Annotated in this window: 16 protein-coding genes; 3 read left to right on the top strand and 13 right to left on the bottom strand. The window is 60.7% G+C overall.

The features are described 5' to 3' along the window. Positions 1 to 39: 39 nt before the first annotated feature. On the bottom strand, positions 40 to 1,248 hold the full coding sequence (locus AC6I8P_RS01010) for an MFS transporter (protein ID WP_459746263.1): 1,209 nt from the start codon (positions 1,246 to 1,248) through the stop codon (positions 40 to 42). A 93-nt stretch (positions 1,249 to 1,341) separates the two neighbouring features. On the opposite strand from AC6I8P_RS01010, the gene AC6I8P_RS01005 reads away from it, so the two are divergent. After that, positions 1,342 to 2,271: a LysR family transcriptional regulator gene (locus tag AC6I8P_RS01005; RefSeq protein ID WP_264441874.1), complete on the top strand. Its 930-nt coding sequence runs from the start codon at positions 1,342 to 1,344 to the stop codon at positions 2,269 to 2,271. Between the two features lie 162 nt (positions 2,272 to 2,433). On the opposite strand, the gene AC6I8P_RS01000 is transcribed toward AC6I8P_RS01005, so the two are convergent. From AC6I8P_RS01000 to AC6I8P_RS00965, 8 genes are all read right to left on the bottom strand, one after another. Beyond that, positions 2,434 to 2,934 carry a TIGR00645 family protein gene (locus AC6I8P_RS01000; RefSeq protein ID WP_021507874.1) on the bottom strand — a complete coding sequence of 167 codons (501 nt, stop codon included), beginning with the start codon at positions 2,932 to 2,934 and terminating at the stop codon, positions 2,434 to 2,436. 54 nt (positions 2,935 to 2,988) lie between these two features. After that, entirely contained in the window at positions 2,989 to 5,664 is a 2,676-nt protein-coding gene (kdpD, locus tag AC6I8P_RS00995) for a two-component system sensor histidine kinase KdpD (RefSeq protein ID WP_498030910.1), read from the bottom strand. Between the two features lie 108 nt (positions 5,665 to 5,772). After that, positions 5,773 to 6,345 carry a potassium-transporting ATPase subunit KdpC gene (gene kdpC / locus AC6I8P_RS00990; protein ID WP_498030909.1) on the bottom strand — a complete coding sequence of 191 codons (573 nt, stop codon included), beginning with the start codon at positions 6,343 to 6,345 and terminating at the stop codon, positions 5,773 to 5,775. A gap of 11 nt (positions 6,346 to 6,356) precedes the next feature. Then, entirely contained in the window at positions 6,357 to 8,405 is a 2,049-nt protein-coding gene (kdpB, locus tag AC6I8P_RS00985) for a potassium-transporting ATPase subunit KdpB (RefSeq protein ID WP_058759354.1), read from the bottom strand. 7 nt (positions 8,406 to 8,412) lie between these two features. After that, complete coding sequence (gene kdpA / locus AC6I8P_RS00980; RefSeq protein ID WP_088516523.1) at positions 8,413 to 10,092, bottom strand: potassium-transporting ATPase subunit KdpA; 1,680 nt, start codon at positions 10,090 to 10,092, stop codon at positions 8,413 to 8,415. Continuing rightward, positions 10,092 to 10,181, bottom strand: a complete 90-nt coding sequence (gene kdpF, locus AC6I8P_RS00975) for a K(+)-transporting ATPase subunit F (RefSeq protein ID WP_021507879.1) — start codon at positions 10,179 to 10,181, stop codon at positions 10,092 to 10,094. Before kdpF ends, kdpA begins: the two co-directional genes overlap by 1 nt. Before the next feature lie 108 nt (positions 10,182 to 10,289). After that, complete coding sequence (locus tag AC6I8P_RS00970; protein WP_021507880.1) at positions 10,290 to 11,453, bottom strand: HD-GYP domain-containing protein; 1,164 nt, start codon at positions 11,451 to 11,453, stop codon at positions 10,290 to 10,292. A 141-nt stretch (positions 11,454 to 11,594) separates the two neighbouring features. Continuing rightward, on the bottom strand, positions 11,595 to 12,989 hold the full coding sequence (locus tag AC6I8P_RS00965) for an MFS transporter (RefSeq protein ID WP_498030908.1): 1,395 nt from the start codon (positions 12,987 to 12,989) through the stop codon (positions 11,595 to 11,597). Positions 12,990 to 13,424: 435 nt separating this feature from the next. Here AC6I8P_RS00965 and AC6I8P_RS00960 point away from each other — a divergent pair, with 435 nt between their 5' ends. Next, positions 13,425 to 14,339: a sugar ABC transporter substrate-binding protein gene (locus AC6I8P_RS00960; protein WP_471808711.1), complete on the top strand. Its 915-nt coding sequence runs from the start codon at positions 13,425 to 13,427 to the stop codon at positions 14,337 to 14,339. 73 nt (positions 14,340 to 14,412) lie between these two features. On the opposite strand, the gene AC6I8P_RS00955 is transcribed toward AC6I8P_RS00960, so the two are convergent. The 3 genes from AC6I8P_RS00955 to AC6I8P_RS00945 all read right to left on the bottom strand — a co-directional run bounded on the left by AC6I8P_RS00955 (position 14,413) and on the right by AC6I8P_RS00945 (position 15,819). After that, positions 14,413 to 14,736 (bottom strand): contact-dependent growth inhibition system immunity protein, encoded by a 324-nt coding sequence (locus tag AC6I8P_RS00955; RefSeq protein WP_058759357.1) that lies wholly within the window; start codon positions 14,734 to 14,736, stop codon positions 14,413 to 14,415. Between the two features lies 1 nt (position 14,737). Further along, positions 14,738 to 15,199, bottom strand: a complete 462-nt coding sequence (locus tag AC6I8P_RS00950) for an RNase A-like domain-containing protein (RefSeq protein WP_498030907.1) — start codon at positions 15,197 to 15,199, stop codon at positions 14,738 to 14,740. 125 nt (positions 15,200 to 15,324) lie between these two features. After that, on the bottom strand, positions 15,325 to 15,819 hold the full coding sequence (locus AC6I8P_RS00945) for a GNAT family N-acetyltransferase (protein ID WP_021507883.1): 495 nt from the start codon (positions 15,817 to 15,819) through the stop codon (positions 15,325 to 15,327). Between the two features lie 63 nt (positions 15,820 to 15,882). Between AC6I8P_RS00945 and AC6I8P_RS00940 the strand changes: the two genes are divergently transcribed. After that, positions 15,883 to 17,715, top strand: coding sequence for an ABC transporter ATP-binding protein (locus AC6I8P_RS00940; RefSeq protein WP_141496773.1), 1,833 nt, complete (start codon positions 15,883 to 15,885; stop codon positions 17,713 to 17,715). Here AC6I8P_RS00940 and AC6I8P_RS00935 read toward each other — a convergent pair. Beyond that, the gene (locus tag AC6I8P_RS00935) at positions 17,712 to 18,836 is read right to left on the bottom strand and encodes a GNAT family N-acetyltransferase (RefSeq protein ID WP_058770921.1); all 1,125 of its coding nucleotides are present in this window, start codon (positions 18,834 to 18,836) and stop codon (positions 17,712 to 17,714) included. The genes AC6I8P_RS00940 and AC6I8P_RS00935 overlap by 4 nt on opposite strands. Positions 18,837 to 18,864 lie beyond the last annotated feature (28 nt).

Genomic DNA, 18,864 nt, shown 5'->3' with positions numbered 1-18,864 from the left:
AAATAACATTCTCCTTTAAGCCTGGCACATGATCGTGAATTAGTTTTGCAGATGGCGACTGGCGAGGCGAATCAGCAGCGCAAGCACAGCGGCAGCCGTCGCAAGGCTGACCACGCCATTCCAGCCGAAATGGGCCAGCGCCAGGCTGCCGAGCGCCGCGCCGGTCGCCATACCGATAAACACCACGGTAAACATCAGCGCATTGAGGCGGCTGCGCGCTTCCGGCGCCAGGCTGTAGACCAGCGTCTGATGCGCCACCAGCGTGGCCTGCACGCCAAGGTCAAAGCCGATGGTGCTGAGGATAATCAGGCCAAGCTGCGCCGGCACCGGCAGTACCGGCAGCAGGAACATCAGGGCAAACGACACCATCACCAGCGTGGCGCCATACTGGGTAACACGCGCCGGGCCGATGCGGTCGGCAAAACTGCCCGCCAGCGGCGCGGCCAGCGCACCGGCGGCACCGGCCAGACCGAAGGCCCCTGCCACGGCGCTGTCGAGATGGAAGCGATCGCTCAGCATCAGCGCCAGGGTAGACCAGAAGGCGCTGAAACTTACCGACAGCAGGCCCTGTGCCAGCGCCGCACGGCGCAGCGTCTGGTGATGCTGCCACAGATGCGCCAGCGACAGCAGCAGACGCGGATAGCTCACCGTGGTGCCCGGCGTAAAGCGCGGCAGCGCGCGCCACAGCGCCAGACTGCTCAGCAGCACCGCCGCCGCCGCCATCATGTACATGGTGCGCCAGCCCAGATACTCCGCCACCACGCCGCTCACCACGCGCGACAGCAGAATGCCGACCAGCAGCCCGGTCATCACCGTGCCGACGGTTTTGCCACGGCTGCGCTCCGGTGCCAGCGCCGCCGACGCCGGCACAATGTCCTGCGCCACGGTAGCGGTTAATCCGGTAACAAAGCTGGCGATCAGCAACGCATTGATACCGCCGGAAAAGCCGCACAGCAGCAGCGCGGCGACCAGCAGCAAGCCTTTAACCAGAATGATGGTGCGGCGATCGTGGCGGTCACCGAGCGGGGCCAGCAGCAGAATCCCCAGCGCGTAACCGGCCTGGGTCAGCATCGGTACCATACCAACGCTGCCGATGCCCACATTGAACTGCTTACTGATGATATCCAGCATCGGCTGGCTGTAGTAAATCGATGCCACGCTGAGACCGGCACCGGCCGCCAGCGTAAACACCAGCGGCGCCGGCAGCTTTTCAGCAGGCATGACAGAAGATTGAGACATGGCAGACATAGTGGTTTTCCCCCGTGATAATGCGCTTATTAAAGCGCGTTGCGGCCATACGCGGTAGACTGCTACGACACAGAACTGTTATGCATGTTACGTATGAGCACACTCACCAGCGTTGACCGCATCGAACTGATGCAGACGTTTATCCGCATTGTTGAAAGCGGCTCGCTATCGGCGGCCGCGGCGCAGCTCGGCACCACCCAACCCACCGTGAGTCGCCGTCTGCAGGCGCTGGAACAGCGGCTCGGTCTGAAACTGATTTTACGCACCACCCATGCGCTGAAACTCACCGACGACGGGGAACGCTGCTATGCCCAGGCGCGGCAGCTGGTGGCGACCTGGCACGCGCTGGAAGATGAGTTAACCGGCGCGAATGACGACCCGATCGGCACGCTGCGCGTGCGTGCGCCGCATGCATTTGGTCAGGATCAGTTGATTGCGCCGCTGATGGATTATCTGCAGCGCTATCCGCGCCTGGCAGTGGAGTGGATGCTCAACGACCGCACGCCGGACTTTGTCAGTGAAAACGTTGACTGCGCCATTCAGGTCGGCGCGCCCACCGATCCGTCGGTGGTGGCAGTGCTGCTGGCGGAAGTGCCGCGCTTTGTCGTCGCGGCACCTGCGCTGCTGGCGGTTCATGCGCCGGTGAAAGAGGTTACCCAGCTGACGCAGCTGCCGTGGCTGGCGCTGACCAGTTTTTATCGTAACGAAATTGCGCTGCAGCGTCTCAGCGACGGCCAGCCGATCAACCTGGCGATTGCCCCGCGCCTCGCCAGCGATAGCCTGTACGCGGTGCGTAAAGCCGCGCTGGCGGGCATGGGTGCCGCGATTGTGTCGTCATGGGTGGTGCAGGAGGATTTAGCCAGCGGCGCGCTGGTGCAGCTGGTGCCCGACTGGCAGGCGCCGCCGCTGCCGGTGTGGCTGACCTACCCGTGGGCCAGTTATTATCCGGCCCGCCTGCAGCATTTTTTCGCGATGATCAGGGACGTGATGCCGCAGCTGACCGGCACGCAGCCGGTGCGGTAAGGGGCCAGGTCGCCATTCGGGTTTTTGTAGGGTGCGCATTCATGCGCACCTGGTACGACTGGTCAGGTCGCCATGAATGGCGACCCTACGGGGCACTGCAGGTTTTTTACAGGGTGCGCATTGATGCGCACCTGGTGCAATCGGTCAGCTCGTGCGTGAAGGTCACGATTTCTTTTCAACCTTCGACATATTATCCAGCCAGCCCATCACAAAGGCCGACAGCACGAAGGTCAGGTGGATAATCACGTACCACATCAGCTTTTCGTTGGCGACGTTGCGCGCATCCATAAAAATACGCAGCAGGTGAATCGATGAGATCGCCACAATCGAAGCTGCCACTTTGTTTTTCAGCGAGCCGGAATCCATCTTGCCGAGCCAGCTCAGCTTCTCTTTGCTTTCATCGATATCCAGCTTGGAGACAAAGTTCTCATAGCCGGACAGCATCACCATGACCAGCAGGCCACCAACCAGCGTCATGTCCACCAGCGACAGCAGCAGCAGAATCAGATCGTTTTCCGCGATGCTGAGAATGTTGGGCAGCAGGTGAAAAATTTCCTGAAAAAATTTAACCGTCAGCGCCAGCAGCCCCAGCGAAAGTCCAATGTAAACCGGTGCCAGCAGCCAGCGCGATGCATACATCAGGTTTTCGGTAAAACGTTCCATAAGTTCCCATTTATCAACAGACAAGCCATCGAGTATAACCGAACTTATGTGAAGTTATTTCAGTGCTTCTTCAGAAATTTCAGGCGCGACTGGCAGCGGCAGCGACAGGCGAAACACCGCCCCGCCCTGCGGCCGGTTTTCCGCCCAGATGCGACCGCGATGTGACTCAATAATGGTTTTGCTGATGGCCAGCCCCAGCCCGACGCCCGGCACGGCCGACTCCTTGTCGCCGCGGGCAAACTTGTCAAAAATGCGCGTCAGATTCTCCGGCGCAATGCCCGGTCCGTTATCCCATACGGCGATCTCCAGCCGGGTTTTATCGCGCCAGGCGCGAATGCCGTGCTGCGCGGCATTGCCGGCATACTTCAGGCTGTTTTCGATCAGGTTAGTAAACACCCGCTCCAGCATCGCGCTGTCGCCTTTGATCAGGACCAGCTCCGGCGGTAAATCCAGCGTAAAGTCGTGCCCTTTCAGCGACGGTCCCATGCTGCTTAGCGCGCCGCCAATCACCTCGTCCAGCGCCACCCACTCTTCGCGCAGATTCAGCCCGCCGGACTGAATGCGCGCCATATCCAGCATGTTACTCACCAGCCGGATGGTGCTCAGCGTCTGTTCGCGGATCTGATTGGCCTGGCCAACGTATTTCGACTGCTCGCTGGCGAGGTCCAGCATCAGCATCTCAGCCTGGCCAAACAACACCGTCAGCGGCGTGCGCAGATCGTGGGACAGCGCCGACAGCAGCGCATTACGCAGCTGCTCGCGCTCGGCGGCCAGCCGTGACGCGGCTTCGCTGTGCGACAGCGCCATGCGTTCCAGCGCGTTGGCAATCAGCACCGTAAAGGTCTCCACCAGCCGCTGCTGTTCGGGAATCATCAGCTGGCGCAGGTTGTCCGGCTCAACCACCAGCAGGCCGCGGCAGTGCGCCCCGCTTTTCAGCGGCAGAATCTGGTACGGCACCGCCGGTAACGTATCGGTGCCGGCACCGGCCGGTTGCCCTTTGCTGTAGCTCCATTTGGCGATGCCGAGGTCGGGCGGCGTCCCGATGGTGCTTTCACCCGCCGACTGCAGATCACCCTGTTCGTCGGGCAGCAGCAGCTGGCTGCGCGCCTGCAGCGTCACCTCAATGACGCGCTGGCTGGTAGCAGCGATATCCTGCGGCGTCAGCGCGCTGCCAAGCGATTTCGCCATCTCATACAGATGGCGCGCGCGCTGTTCACGGTAGCGCGCCACCCGCGCCTGATAGCGCACGCCGGCGGTGAGATTGCCGACAATCACCCCGACCGCCAGCATCACCGCAAAGGTCACCAGATATTGCAGATCCGATACCGCCACCGTGCCGGTGGGGGCCACAAACACCAGGTCGAAGGCCAGAATATTGATTACCGTGGCGAACACCGACGGCCAGCGGCCAAAGCGCAGCGCCACCAGCACCACCGCCAGCAGATAGATCATCACCGCGTTGGCGGTATCAAACTCCACCAGCCACCAGCGGCCAATTAGCGTCACCAGCACGCACAGCGCGATCGCCATCAGACACCCGCGCAGGTGCAGCCGCCATTTCTCGCCGCTGGCACGCTGGCCGCTCAGGGCCGCTGGCACATCGCGCACCGGCTCATCGAGCGCCACTACCAGCAGGTCGAGCTCCGGCCCCAGCTCGCCGAGACGCTGGGCAAAGCTGTCGCGTCGCCAGCGCCGCTGCGGCTGCCGGCCGGTAACAATTTTGCCGAGATTGTGCTCGCGCGCATAGCGCAGCACTGCGCGCGCCTCGTCCGGATCGGACAGCGTGGCGGTCTCCGCGCCCAGCTCCTGCGCCAGCTGCAGCGTGCGCAGAATGGCGCGCCTCTGCGCTTCTGGCAGTCGGTTGAGGCGCGGCGTTTCCACATACACCGCATGCCACTCGCTGCCGAGACGGGCAGCGAGACGGGCGGCGGTGCGCACCAGCTTTTCACTGCCGGTGTCGTCACCGATGCACAGCAGAATCGCGTCGCGCGTGTGCCACACTTTGTCGCGCCCCTGCTGATCGCGCCAGGCGCGCATCTGATCGTCTACCCGGTCGGCCGTGCGACGCAGCGCCAGTTCACGCAGCGCGAACAGGTTGCCTTTGCGGAAGAAATTTTCGATGGCGCGCTCGGCGCGGTCGCCGACGTACACTTTGCCCTCTTTCAGCCGCTGACGCAGATCGTCCGGCGGCAGATCCACCAGCACCACTTCGTCGGCGCTGTCGAAAAAGGGATCGGGTACGGTTTCGCGCACCTGAATGCCGGTGACGCCGCCCACCACGTCATTCAGGCTCTCCAGATGCTGCACGTTGACGGTGGTAATCACGTCGATACCGGCATCCAGCAGTTCTTCAATGTCCTGCCAGCGCTTGGGATGGCGCGAGCCCTGTACGTTGGTGTGCGCCAGTTCATCCATCAGGATCACCGCCGGATGGCGCGCCAGCGCGGCGTCGAGGTCGAATTCCGCATGGCGCGACCGACCGGTGGCGCGCCGCGCCAGCACCGCCAGCCCCTGCAGCAGCGCGGCGGTCTCTTCACGGCCATGGGTTTCGACCACGCCAGCCAGCACGTCCAGCCCCTGCGCACGCAGGCGCTGCGCCTCCTGCAGCATGGCGTAGGTTTTCCCTACGCCCGCACAGGCGCCGAAGTAGATTTTCAGTTTACCGCGATGGCTGTCGCTGTGATTGAGCAGCAGGGCATCGGGATCGGGGCGCGGTAATTCGTCGTTCATGCGAGGTCCATTTTTATCGCGTGCACCAATGTGGCATTGCGCAATAAATTGCGCCGCTACGGTATGTGCACATTTTTGTAGCGGCGCGATTCTTCGCGCGGTTTGAAACTATCCCTGCAAATCATCCAGCGCCATATTCAGCCGCAGCACGTTCACCGTTTCTTCGCCGATAAACGGCAGCAGCGGACGCTCGGTGTTGCGCGCAATCAGCGCCTCGACGTCTTTCAGCGTCATGTTGCGCGCTGCCGCGACGCGCGGTGCCTGCCACAGCGCGGCTTCAGGGGAGATGTCCGGATCCAGGCCGCTGCCTGAAGCGGTTACCAGCTCCACCGGCACCGCTGCCGGCGCCTGCGGATTGGCAGCGCGCAGCGCAGCCACCCGCTCCGCCACCGCTTTATCCAGCGCCGGATTACTGGCGGCAAGGTTGCTGCCGCCTGACGCCTGCGCGTTGTACGGCACGTCGCTGGTGGCCGATGGACGGCCCCAGAAGTGGCCCGGCTGGCTGAACGCCTGACCGATCTGCTCTGAGCCACGCACCGCGCCGTCGCGCTCAATCAGCGAACCGTTGGCCTGCGACGGAAACCACCACTGCGCCAGGCCGGTGGTCAGCACCGGATAGACCGCGCCGGTCAGCAGGGTAAGCAGCACTAACAATACTATAGCCGGACGTACCTGACTCATTTCTCTTCTCCTTACACCAGGCCCGACAGCGTCAGCAGCAGGTCGATCGCTTTAATACCAATAAACGGCACCACTAAACCGCCTGCGCCATAAATCCACAGATTGCGCCGCAGCAGCGCTGCCGCGCTCATCGGCCGATAGCTCACGCCTTTCAGCGCCAGCGGAATCAAAAACACAATCACCAGCGCGTTGAAGATCACCGCCGACAGAATCGCCGAGGCCGGTGAATGCAGCGCCATCACGTTCAGCATATTGAGCTGCGGATAGGTCACGGCAAACGCCGCCGGGATGATGGCGAAGTATTTCGCCACATCGTTGGCGATACTGAAGGTGGTAAGCGAACCGCGCGTCATCAGCATCTGTTTGCCGATGTGCACCACTTCCAGCAGTTTGGTCGGGTTGGAGTCAAGATCGACCATGTTGCCCGCCTCTTTCGCCGCCTGGGTGCCGGAGTTCATCGCCACCGCCACGTCAGCCTGCGCCAGCGCGGGCGCATCGTTGGTGCCGTCGCCGGTCATCGCCACCAGGCGCCCTTCCGCCTGATACTGGCGAATCAGCGCCAGCTTGGCTTCCGGCGTCGCTTCCGACAGGAAGTCATCGACACCGGCTTCCGCCGCAATCGCCGCGGCGGTTAACGGGTTATCACCGGTGATCATCACCGTTTTGATGCCCATCTTGCGTAGCTCGGCGAAACGTTCCTTGATGCCGCCTTTAACGATGTCCTTTAACGCCACCACGCCCAGCACTTGTGCGCCTTCGGCCACCACCAGCGGCGTACCGCCGGCGCGCGCCACCTCTTCCACCCGGGCATTAACCTCAGCCGGGAAGCTGCCGTGGCTGGCTTCGATATGACGGCGTACCGCGTCGACCGCGCCTTTGCGGATCAGGCGATCCTGCACGTTGACGCCGCTCATGCGCGTCTGCGCGGAGAACGGGATAAAGCTGGCGCCCATGCTGCTGAGATCGCGTTCGCGCAGGTTAAATTTCTGCTTCGCCAGCACCACGATGCTGCGCCCTTCCGGCGTCTCATCGGCCAGCGATGCCAGCTGCGCCGCGTCGGCCAGCTGCTGCTCGCTGACGCCCGGCGCGGGCAGGAACTGCGTCGCCTGGCGGTTACCGAGCGTGATGGTGCCGGTTTTGTCCAGCATCAGCACATCGACGTCACCGGCAGCCTCCACGGCGCGCCCGCTGGTGGCGATCACGTTGGCTCCCAGCATGCGGCTCATGCCCGCCACGCCAATCGCCGACAGCAGTCCGCCGATAGTGGTGGGAATCAGGCACACCAGCAGCGCCACCAGCACCGTCACGCTAACCGGCGTGCCGCCCCAGGCGGAAAACGGCCACAGCGTGGCGGTCGCCAGCAGGAACACAATGGTCAGCGACACCAGCAGAATGGTCAGGGCGATTTCGTTGGGCGTTTTGCGGCGTTTCGCGCCTTCCACCATGGCGATCATGCGGTCGAGGAAAGTTTCGCCCGGATTGACGCTGCACTGAATCACCAGCCAGTCCGACAGGATGCGCGTCCCGCCGGTTACCGAGGCAAAATCCCCGCCGGATTCACGAATCACCGGTGCCGATTCGCCGGTAATGGCGCTCTCATCGACCGATGCGCCGCCCTCCAGCACTTCACCGTCGCACGGGATGATGTCGCCGGCTTCCACCAGCACCACATCGCCTTTGCGCAGCGTATCGGCCGCCACCGGCCGCCACTGCGCACCGTGAAACGGTTCCGCCAGTTTCTTCGCATCGCTGTGCTTGTTCACCCCTTTCAGGCTGTTGGCCTGCGCCTTGCTGCGCCCTTCCGCCAGCGCTTCGGCGAAGTTAGCGAACAGCACGGTAAACCACAGCCAGATGGCGACCGCCGCGGTAAAGCCGGCGCTGCCGTTCAGCTGCCCCGCCGCCATACCGATGGCCAGCAGCGAGGTGAGCACGCTGCCGATCCACACCAGAAACATCACCGGGTTGCGAAACTGTACGCGCGGATCGAGTTTTTTCACCGCATCCAGCATCGCGGTGCGCGTCAGCGCCGCATCAAACAGCGCCAGTTGTTGACGACTCATGATTCCGTTATCCCTGAATAAGTTGCAGATGTTCCGCCACCGGGCCAAGCGCCAGCGCGGGAACGAAGGTCAGCGCACCCACCAGCAGCACGGTGCCCACCAGCAGTGCGATAAACAGCGGGCCGTGAGTCGGCAGCGTGCCGTTGCCCACCGGCTGAATTTTCTTCGCCGCCAGCGAACCGGCAATGGCCAGCACCGGAATGATGATGCCGAAGCGGCCGACCAGCATGCAGAAGCCCAGCAGCAGGTTCCAGAACGGGGTGTTGGCGCTGAGACCGGCGAAGGCGCTGCCGTTGTTGTTGGCCGCCGACGACACCGCATACAGCACCTCGCTGAAGCCGTGAATGCCAGGGTTGGCCATACCGGCGCGTCCGGCTTCGGTCATCATCGCCAGCGCAGTACCCAGCAGCACCAGCGTCGGCGTCACCAGAATCGCCAGCGCGGTCATTTTCATCTCCCACACATCGATCTTTTTGCCCATGTACTCCGGCGTACGGCCAATCATCAGACCGGCGATAAACACCCCGAGCAGCACGAACAGCAGCATGCCGTACAAGCCGGCACCGACGCCGCCAAACACCACTTCGCCCAGCTGCATCAGCCACATCGGCACCATACCGCCCAGAGCAGTGAAGGAGTCATGCATGGCGTTTACCGCACCGCACGACGCCGCGGTGGTGATCACCGCAAACAGGCTGGAGTTGAGAATGCCGAAGCGTGTCTCCTTGCCTTCCATGTTGATCGCGCTATCGGCGCCCAGGGTCAGAAAGTGCGGATTGCCGCGCAGCTCAGCCCACATCACCGCGACCACCGCCAGCACAAACATGATGCTCATGGCCCACAGCAGCATATGGCCCTGACGGCGATCGCCCAGCTGCTGACCAAAGGCAAAGCACAGCGCGGCCGGGATCAGGAAGATGCTCAGCATCTGCACAAAGTTGGTCAGTGCCGTAGGGTTTTCGAACGGATGCGCCGAGTTGGCGTTGAAGAAACCGCCACCGTTGGTGCCGAGCATTTTGATCGCTTCCTGCGAGGCTACCGGCCCGAGCGGCAGCGTTTGCTGCGCGCCTTCCAGCGTGGTGAAGGCATGATAGGGTTCAAAGTTCTGAATGCTGCCCTGGCTGACAAAAAACAGCGCCATCAGCAGGCTAATCGGCAGCAGCACGTAGACGGTGATACGCGTCAGGTCGCGCCAGGCGTTACCGAGCGTTTCCAGCGAACGGTTGGCAAAACCGCGCATCAGCGCAAACGCCACCGCAATACCGGTTGCCGCCGAAAGGAAGTTTTGCACCGTTAAGCCCGCCATCTGGCTGAAGTAACTCAGCGTGCTCTCGCCTGCGTACGCCTGCCAGTTGGTGTTGGTGACAAAGCTGATCGCCGTATTGAGCGCCAGATCCCAGCTCAGGCCAGGCAGATGCTGAGGATTGAGCGGCAGCGCGCCCTGCCCCATCAGCATCGCCAGCAGCAGCACAAAGCCGAGCGCGTTAAACAGCAGGATGGCCAGCAGATAGTGCGGCCAGCGCATCGCCGCGCCGTCAACGCCGGCCAGACGCCACAGCACGCGTTCGCTGCGCGCCAGCAGGGGTTTATCCGCCACCATCAGCGCCAGCAAGCGGCCCAGCGGCTGCGCCAGCACCATCAGCACCAGCAGATAGCACGCAATCAGTAAAAACGCATTCGCCGCCATCAGAATGCCTCCGCATTAAGCAGGGCATAAATCAGGTAGCCCAGTAATAAAAATACCAGCACGATGCCGGCTATCACGCCCACACTCACAGCAACCTCCAGAGGATTTGGTAGTGCAGCAAGCATGCGCGGCGCGGCATAAAGAAGGGGTAAAAAGGCGCAGAGCGGGCGTAAAGAAAGTATAAAAATGCGGGCGGATCAGGCGCTTTCCAGCGCCCAGATGCGATTCAGGTCAACGTTGTGCCACAAGCCGCTGTCCTCAGCGCCGGTGATGGTATCGGTGCAGAAGCTGTCGCCGAGGTCCAGCGCTTCCGGTTTGACCTCGCGCTGCGAATGCAGCGACCAGAACACATGCACTTTGGGCTTCAGCAGCGATTTTTCTCCGGCCTGCACCACCAGCGCCACGCGCCCGGAGGCCAGCCGTACCAGCGAGCCCACCGGATAAATACCGATGGTGCGCACAAACGCGTGCAGCAGCGCACTGTCAAAGTGGCCGCGCCAGCTCAGCATATTGTGCATCGCCTCAGCCGGCGTCCAGCCTTTGCGATACGGGCGATCGGAGGTCACCGCGTCGTAGACGTCACACACCGCCGCCATGCGTGCGTACAGCGAGATCTCTTCGCCCTGCAGCCGATGTGGATAGCCGCTGCCATCGAATTTTTCATGGTGATGCAGCGCAATATCCAGCAAATCTTCATCCGCATGGGCTTCCATCAGCATTTGCGCACCGACGATTGGATGCTGGCGCATAATCGTAAACTCTTCGTCGGTGAGCTTATCCGGCTTGTTGAGGATGGTCAGCGGCACCGCGGCTTTACCGACGTCATGCAGCAATCCGCCCATGCCCACGCGACGCAGCTGCTGCTCATCCAGCCCCATTTTCTTGCCCAGCGAAATCATCAGACCGCACACCGCCATGGAGTGCAGGTAAGTGTAATCGTCATGATTTTTCAGCCGCGCCACGCTGAGCAGCGCGGTTGGCTCGCGGGTAATCGATCCGGCAATTTCATCGACCAGCTCAAGGGTAAAGGCAAGATCGAGGCCCTGCCCCATGCGCGCCTCGTTGAACATCGCCAGCACCTGCGGCTTGCCCTGATTGAAGATGCACTGCGCCTGATCCATCTCGCGGAAAAACGGCGTCTGCGGAATGTCTTTTTTCGGCTGCGGCGTGGCAGGCGCGCGCACCGACCGCTCGGGATCGATCCATACCTGCTGGATCCCCTCGTTACGGATCAGGGCGATCTGACGCTTATCGGTGATCAGCATCTGGTTGCGAATGCGTTTGTCCTTGATCCACCAGACCTCAAGCTTGTGGATAAACATGCCTGGCCGCAGCTCGTCAACGGTAATCAGCTTTATCACGATATCGCTCCTTAATATCAGTGGATGGTAAGGAGTGATATCGGCAGCTGAGCAAAAAATCTTCAGGGCGGCGTGACTGGTCGGGTCAGGCAGGAACGTTTAAGCATTGCGCAATAAATTGCGCCGCTACCGCGCAGTGCATTAAGCCACTTTAATGCCAGCCTTTTGCGCCGTTTTCTCTTCTGTGGCAACGGCAGCGTTGTGCCGATCGCCTACGCGTTCAATCGGGCCCATCACCAGCAGGAACAGCAGTGCCGCGACGACACAGTGCGCGCCGACGAACACCAGGCCAATGCTGTAGCTGCCGGTCAGGCCAACGATCACGCCAAACAACAGCGGCGTAATAAAGCCCGCCATGTTACCGATGCCGTTGAAGATCGCGCCGGCGAGGCCAACCGCCTCTTTGGGTGCCGTATCGCTGACCACGGTCCAGGTGCCCGCGCCCGCCGCCACGCCTTTGCCGAAGAAGGCAAACGACATGATGGCGATAATGCCGGCGTTGGAAGGGATCACCGCCGCCAGAATCAGCGAGGCGGCCATCAGCATGCCAACGATATACGGCGTTTTGCGCGCCCACGACAGGCTCCAGCCGCGCGCCAGCAGCTTATCTGAGATGTAGCCACCGCAGATGCCACCCAGAAAGCCAAACAGCGCCGGAGCAATGGTGGCGAAACCGGCATCGAGAATGTTCATGCCGCGCGCCTGCACCAGATAGATCGGGAACCAGGTAATGAAGAAGTAGCTAAGCGCGATGGTGCAATACTGGCCGAGGTAGGCGCACCACAGCATGCGATTGGTGAGCAATGTTTTGAACATCGCTTTGCTGACCGGTGGCCGTGCGCGCAGCGTTTGCGCGGCGTCGATATCCACCAGCGCGCCGCCCTGTTCAATGTAATGTAACTCGCTGGCGGAAACGTGCGGATGCTGACGCGGGCTGCGCATATAGCCCGCCCAGACAAACACTGCCAGCACGCCGATGCCGCCGAGCACAAAGAATGGCCATTCCCAGCCATAACGCGACACCAGCCAGCCGGAGAGCGGTGAGAATATCGCCACGGCAAAGTATTGTGCCGAGGCAAACAGCGACGATGCGCGTCCGCGCTCTGCGCCCGGGAACCACATGATCACTGCGCGGGCGTTGGCGGGAAAGCTCGGCGCCTCAATCAGGCCCAGCGCGAAGCGCAGCGCAAACATCAGCGTCAGCGCCATGGTCATGCCACTGGAAAACTCACCGACAAATCCCATCAGCAGGGTCGAAACCGACCACAGCGCCAGCGTCACGCCGTAGACCTTTTTGGTGCCGAAGCGATCGAGAATCAATCCGCCGGGGATCTGACCGATAACATACGCCCAACTAAAGGCCGAAAGGATCAGGCCGAGCTGGATCGCCGACAGGCCAAACTCCTGTTTGATCGCTGAGCCGGAGATCGACAGGATCGAGCGATCGGCATAAGCGACCACTGACAGGAACAGAATCAGGCAAAGGATCCAGATACGCACATGGCTGTTCTGGCTGCGGTTTTTGCGTTGCAACATAGGCTGAATTCCTTGATGGAGGAGCATCCTGCCCCGAAGCGATGATGGTCAGGAATACCGCGCAGATTTCCCTGTTCAGCAACTATAGGAAGCCAGTGTTGCTCTGGTCATTGTGCGAATGAAGGAATCCGCGCGGCGAAACGGCGCGGGTTTTGGTCGCTGACACAAAGCCGGGTGCGGTAGCGCACAAAATCTTCAATCCGTGCTGGCTTTCGCCGCGGAATGTGCGCCAGCGCTGAGAAAAGAGTTTGCGCGATCACTATGAGCAGGCAAAGCATCCATGCGCGTCGGGCAAATTGTGCGCTACACAGCAAATTACCACGCAGCAGATTGCCAGCTCTGCTGCCGGCTCGTAGGCTGAAAATGATTTCATTGAGCCATTTTTAACACCAATGAAAAATTTATTCTAATAAACAGCTTACTCTGGAGTCTGCGATGAAAACCCTCAAGGCGATACTGTTACTTGGCCTGCTGACCAGTTCAGCCTCCGCGCTGGCGGAGAAGATCGGCGTGTCGATGGCCTATTTTGACCAGAACTTCCTCACCATTATTCGTCATGCCATTGATAAAGAAGCCAAAGCGCGCGGGCTGGATGCCCAGTTTGAAGATGCGCGCGGCGATGTTGGCCGCCAGACCGATCAGGTGCAGAGTTTTATCAGCGCCGGCGTGGATGCGATCATCGTCGATCCGGTGGATTCCGCCAGCACGCCGCAGCTGACCAGACTGGCGCAGCAGGCGAAAATTCCGCTGGTGTACGTTAACCGCACGCCAGGCGATAAAACCCTGCCGCCCGGCGTGGTGTTTGTCGGTTCGGACGAACGCGAATCCGGCACGCTGCAAATGGAGGCGCTGGCAAAGCTGGCCAATTATAAAGGTAACGTGGCGATCATGATCGGCAACCTGACCGATGCCGGCGCGCTGCAGCGCACCAAAGATGTCGAGCAGGTGGTGGCGAAATACCCGGGCATGAAAGTGGTGCAGAAGCAGCCAGCAAACTATGCACGCAACGAAGGCATGGACCTGATGCTCAACTGGATGGGCAACGGTGAAGCGATCGATATCGTCGCGGCCAATAACGATGAGATGGCGATTGGCGCGGCCATGGCGCTGGCAAAGAGCAATAAAAAGATTCTGGTGGGCGGCATCGACGCCACGCCGGACGGCCTGAAGGCCATGGCGCAGGATAAGATGCAGGTGACGGTGTTTCAGGACGCCATCGGTCAGGGCAAAACCTCGGTAGACGTGGCGCAGAAGCTGATCAAAGGCGAGAAAGTGGCTTCACACGTGTGGATCCCGTTCGAGCTGGTGACCAAAGAGAATATGCAGAAATACGTCGAGCGCAGCCAGTAGCAGACGGACACTGCCGGGTCGCGATTATGGCGACCTGGTTCGTAGTACAGATGGTGGGCCACTTCCAGCGGTCTTAGCTGAGCTGATCGGATTGTTCGGCCAGCGCTTTGCGTAGGTTTGTGCGTACCCTATGCAGAAAATCGACAGCAGTGGTGCCCCATAAATGAGGATCAAACTCGTCCTGAAAATACGCTTCGAACGTCGTTTCTGGATCCGAACTTTCACTCAAAAAAAGATCAATATCCGCCGCTAGTCCCTGCCAACTGGCGGGATGCTCGTTGCGTAAAAACGCATCAATTTTTGGTTCGATTTCATCACTATCATCTATAAGGTCATAGTCCTGACCAAAATATATTGTAATGAAACAGCCTAGCTCATTGAAATTTGAACGGTTCATGTCAGGCCTTAGGAAACGCAGTAAGAATAAAATAGGGTTTTCCATGCCACTGCTCAAAACGAAGCACCAACCGAACCCTATAGCAGCGAATAACGTCCGGGGAACCACGACGAATCATGATACCCGTCTGAGTGGCAAAAATTCTCTCCAGCTCCATTTTGGCATTCATTCCGGGAGGGAGATGTTTTACCCACATTTCTATCTGGTGGCTATTGTCCCTGATTACCCGACTAATTAGCTGCTCCGCCTCATTCACTGTCCTGAAGCTACTGGTCGCGGAAAGAGAGGGCCTGCGTTCCAGCCTGGCAACTAACTCTTCAGCTGTTTTACCAATATGGCGTTCAAGCGTGTGTCCGCCAGTGCTGCCCGCTAGCGCTTCATGAACCGCCAGGTTGATGCGACCAGAGCGTACAGCAGCAACGCGCACCGTACGGGTAGCCTGTAAACGCCACAGGGGCGCCATTTATGGCGACCTGGGTTGCCTGGTGCGCATCAATGCGCACCCTACAGATATTCTGTGAGCACTGTAGGGGCGCCATTTATGGCGACCTGGTTACCGGGCGCCCCGGTTCCAGGCCGACGCAACCATCACTCGCGCAGTATCGCCATGACGATAATGTCGTGGTACTCGCCCTCGCGCAGGCAGGCTTTGCGCTTCACGCCTTCCTGCTCAAAGCCCAGGCGCTGATACAGACGCAGCGCGCGCTGGTTGTCGTGAAACACTTCCAGCTCAACGCGAATCACGCCCAGCCAGTTAAAGGCATAGTCGATACCGGTGCGGATCAGCCGCTCACCGATGCCACGACCGCTAAACGCCGGATCGACGCCAATACCAAAACTGATGCTGTGACGCGTACGCGGCCGCTGTTCGGTAAACAGCGTCAGCTCGCCCACCATCTGCCCGTCGATTTCCGCCACAAAGCCGATATAGCCTTCGCTGTCCATACGCTCGAATTTTTTCTGCCAGGTGGCGACGCTGGGAAACGGCAGCTGCGTGGTCCAGCGATACACCTCGGGATGACTGTATAAACGTTGATAGGCGGCGGCATCGCCCGGTTCGCGTCCGCGAATCTGCAAATCCATGTCGATAATCCCTGTTCAGTTGCACTAAGCTGTTAACTCTCACCGATCGGAAAGAGTGGCCTTATGTTGTATCGTCGTTTTGAACGTTTTATCAATATTTTTCAGGATGCCCCCACCGATTCCCCACCCGCCAGCGTGTGGCCGTTTTACCTCTATTATCTGCGTCAGGTGTGGCCAAGTTTTGTCGCGCTGCTGATTGTCGGACTGGCGCAGGCGCTGATCGAAGTGGCGCTGTTTAGCTATCTCAGCCGTATTATCGATCTGGTCAATCACACCACGCCCGCTACGCTGTTCAGCGATAACTGGCCGATTCTGCTGTGGATGGCGGCAGTGGCGCTGGTGCTGCGGCCGGTGGTGATCGCGCTGCACGATATGCTGGTGCATCAAAGCATTAACCCCAGCATGACCAGCATGATCCGCTGGCAGCATCACAACTATGTGCTGCGGCAAAGCCTCAATTTCTTCCAGAACGATTTTGCCGGCCGTATCGCCCAGCGCATCATGCAAACCGGTAACTCGCTGCGTGACTCGGCGGTTCAGCTGGTGGATGCGATCTGGCACGTGGTGATTTACGCCGTGACCTCACTGGTGCTGTTCGCGGAAGCTGACTGGCGCCTGATGATTCCGCTAATCGTCTGGATTGTGGCGTACAGCCTGTCGCTGCGCTTCTTTGTGCCGCGCGTCAAGCAGCGCTCGGTGGTGTCATCCGAGGCGCGCTCGAAGCTGATGGGCACCATCGTTGACGGTTACACCAACATCGCTACCCTGAAACTGTTTGCCCATAACGATCTGGAAAAACGCTACGCGCGCGACGCCATTCAGGAGCAGACCGACAAAACCCAGCATGCCAGCCGCATGGTGACCAGCATGGATATCACGCTGTCGACGCTCAATGGCCTGCTGATTGTCAGCACCTCCGGCCTCGCGCTGTGGCTGTGGAGCCAGTCGCTGATCAGCGTAGGCGCCATCGCGCTGGCCACCGGGCTGGTGATTCGCCTGGTGAACATGTCCGGCTGGATCATGTGGGTGGTGAACGGCATCTTCGAAAACATCGGCATGGTGCAGGATGGCCTGAACACCATTGCGCAACCGCTCAGCGTGCAGGATGCGCCGCAGGCGAAAAAGCTGCAGGTGACGCGCGGCCAGATCCGCTTTGAGGATGTGCGTTTTGACTATGGCGGCGGCCGCCAGGTGATTAACCGCCTGAATCTCAATATCAAGCCTGGCGAGAAAATCGGTCTGATTGGCCCGTCCGGCGCCGGTAAATCCACCCTCGTGAACCTGCTGCTGCGGCTGTATGACATCAACGGCGGGCGCATTCTGATTGACGATCAGGACATCGCGCAGGTCACACAGGCGAGCCTGCGCAGTCAGATTGGCATGATCACCCAGGATACGTCGCTGCTGCACCGCTCGATTCGCGAAAACCTGCTGTACGGTCGCCCGGATGCCAGCGAAGCCGAACTGCAGGCGGCGATTGTGCGCGCCCGCGCCGACGAATTTATCCCGCTGCTCTCCGATCCGCAGGGCCGTACCGGGCTGGATGCGCACGTCGGCGAGCGCGGCGTCAAACTCTCTGGCGGCCAGCGCCAGCGTATTGCCATCGCCCGCGTGCTGCTGAAAGATGCGCCGGTTCTGATCATGGATGAAGCCACGTCGGCGCTCGACTCTGAAGTGGAAGCGGCGATTCAGGAGAGCCTGGAGACGCTGATGCAGGGCAAAACGGTGATCGCCATCGCCCATCGCCTGTCGACCATCGCGAAAATGGACCGGCTGGTGGTGCTGGAAAATGGCGGCATTGTTGAGATGGGTAACCATCGCGAACTGCTGGCGCACGGCGGGCTGTACGCGCGCCTGTGGCAGCATCAGACCGGCGGATTTGTCGGCGTCGATTAATCGCCGCGCCGGTAAGGCAGGGCGTCGCGCGCTTCCTGTGCCCAGGCGCGCACGCCTGCCCGCTCCTGCTGCAGAAAATCCCCGACCGCATCACGCAGCCCCGGATGGCACAGATAGTGCCAGGAATGGGTGAGTTGCGGTTCAAAGCCGCGCACCAGCTTGTGCTCGCCCTGCGCACCGGCATCAAAGCGCTGCAGCCCTTCGGCGATGGCGAAATCCATGCCCTGGTAGAAACAGGTCTCGAAGTGCAGCCGGTCAAACTCCGCCAGACAGCCCCAGTAGCGGCCATACAGCGTGTCGTCATCCACCAGACAGAAGGCCATGGCGGCGGGCTGCTGCTGTAGCGTGGCGATCACCACGCGAATCGCCTGCGGCATCCGCTCCGCCAGCAGGCTGAAGAAGGAGCGCGTCATATAGGGACGCTGGCCGCGCACCGCGTAGGTGTTGGCGTAGCAGGTATACACAAAATCCCACTGATCTTCACGCAGCTCATCGCCACGATACCAGTTAAACGCAAAGCCGCTGCTGGCCACCTGTTCGCGCTCTTTGCGCAGCTGCTTGCGTTTGCGCGACATCAGCGTGTCGAGAAAGTCGTGAAAATCGCGGTAGCCGCGATTGTGCCAGTGATACTGCACGCCGAGGCGCGCCAGCCAGTCCGGCTGGGTTGCCAGCAGCGCGTTGGCGTGCGGCGTGGTGAAGTTGATATGTGCCCCACTTAAGCCGTGCCGCTGCAACGCATCGGGCAGCGCTTCCAGCATCGGGATGATGACCGTCTCGTCGCCCAGCAGACGCGCACCGGTCACCGGGCTGAACGGAATGGCGCCGAGCCATTTGGGGTAATAGGCGATGCCGGCACGCTGGCAGGCATCGGCCCATGCGTGATCGAACACATATTCGCCCCACGAGTTGCGTTTACGGTAGCCCGGCAGCGCCGCCCGCAGCCTGCCGTCTTCGCGCCACAGCAGATGATCCGGCTGCCAGCCGTTTTCCGCGCGCACGCTGCCACTCTCTTCCAGCGCGAGCAGGAAGGCGTGACGCAAAAAAGGTTGATTGTCAGGTAACAGCGCATCCCATTCGGCAGCGGTGATCTCCGCCAGCGATGACAGGTGAAGCAAAGGCATTGGTGGCTCCCGGCCAGCTTAAGGCGAA

The sequence above is a fragment of the gamma proteobacterium symbiont of Lampromicra miyakona genome (genome assembly GCF_059730895.1).
This window is presented reverse-complemented; position numbering and strand designations above follow the sequence as displayed.

Excerpts from the sequence above, each read along its gene's own strand:
- AC6I8P_RS00950 (WP_498030907.1), bottom strand. The coding sequence starts at position 15,199 with ATGGCGCCCCTGTGGCGTTTACAGGCTACCCGTACGGTGCGCGTTGCT.
- AC6I8P_RS01010 (WP_459746263.1), bottom strand. The coding sequence starts at position 1,248 with ATGTCTGCCATGTCTCAATCTTCTGTCATGCCTGCTGAAAAGCTGCCG.
- kdpD (WP_498030910.1), bottom strand. The coding sequence starts at position 5,664 with ATGAACGACGAATTACCGCGCCCCGATCCCGATGCCCTGCTGCTCAAT.
- AC6I8P_RS00965 (WP_498030908.1), bottom strand. The coding sequence starts at position 12,989 with ATGTTGCAACGCAAAAACCGCAGCCAGAACAGCCATGTGCGTATCTGG.
- kdpC (WP_498030909.1), bottom strand. The coding sequence starts at position 6,345 with ATGAGTCAGGTACGTCCGGCTATAGTATTGTTAGTGCTGCTTACCCTG.
- AC6I8P_RS01005 (WP_264441874.1), top strand. The coding sequence starts at position 1,342 with ATGAGCACACTCACCAGCGTTGACCGCATCGAACTGATGCAGACGTTT.
- AC6I8P_RS00945 (WP_021507883.1), bottom strand. The coding sequence starts at position 15,819 with ATGGATTTGCAGATTCGCGGACGCGAACCGGGCGATGCCGCCGCCTAT.
- kdpB (WP_058759354.1), bottom strand. The coding sequence starts at position 8,405 with ATGAGTCGTCAACAACTGGCGCTGTTTGATGCGGCGCTGACGCGCACC.
- AC6I8P_RS01000 (WP_021507874.1), bottom strand. The coding sequence starts at position 2,934 with ATGGAACGTTTTACCGAAAACCTGATGTATGCATCGCGCTGGCTGCTG.
- AC6I8P_RS00935 (WP_058770921.1), bottom strand. The coding sequence starts at position 18,836 with ATGCCTTTGCTTCACCTGTCATCGCTGGCGGAGATCACCGCTGCCGAA.
- AC6I8P_RS00955 (WP_058759357.1), bottom strand. The coding sequence starts at position 14,736 with ATGAACCGTTCAAATTTCAATGAGCTAGGCTGTTTCATTACAATATAT.
- AC6I8P_RS00960 (WP_471808711.1), top strand. The coding sequence starts at position 13,425 with ATGAAAACCCTCAAGGCGATACTGTTACTTGGCCTGCTGACCAGTTCA.
- kdpA (WP_088516523.1), bottom strand. The coding sequence starts at position 10,092 with ATGGCGGCGAATGCGTTTTTACTGATTGCGTGCTATCTGCTGGTGCTG.
- AC6I8P_RS00940 (WP_141496773.1), top strand. The coding sequence starts at position 15,883 with ATGTTGTATCGTCGTTTTGAACGTTTTATCAATATTTTTCAGGATGCC.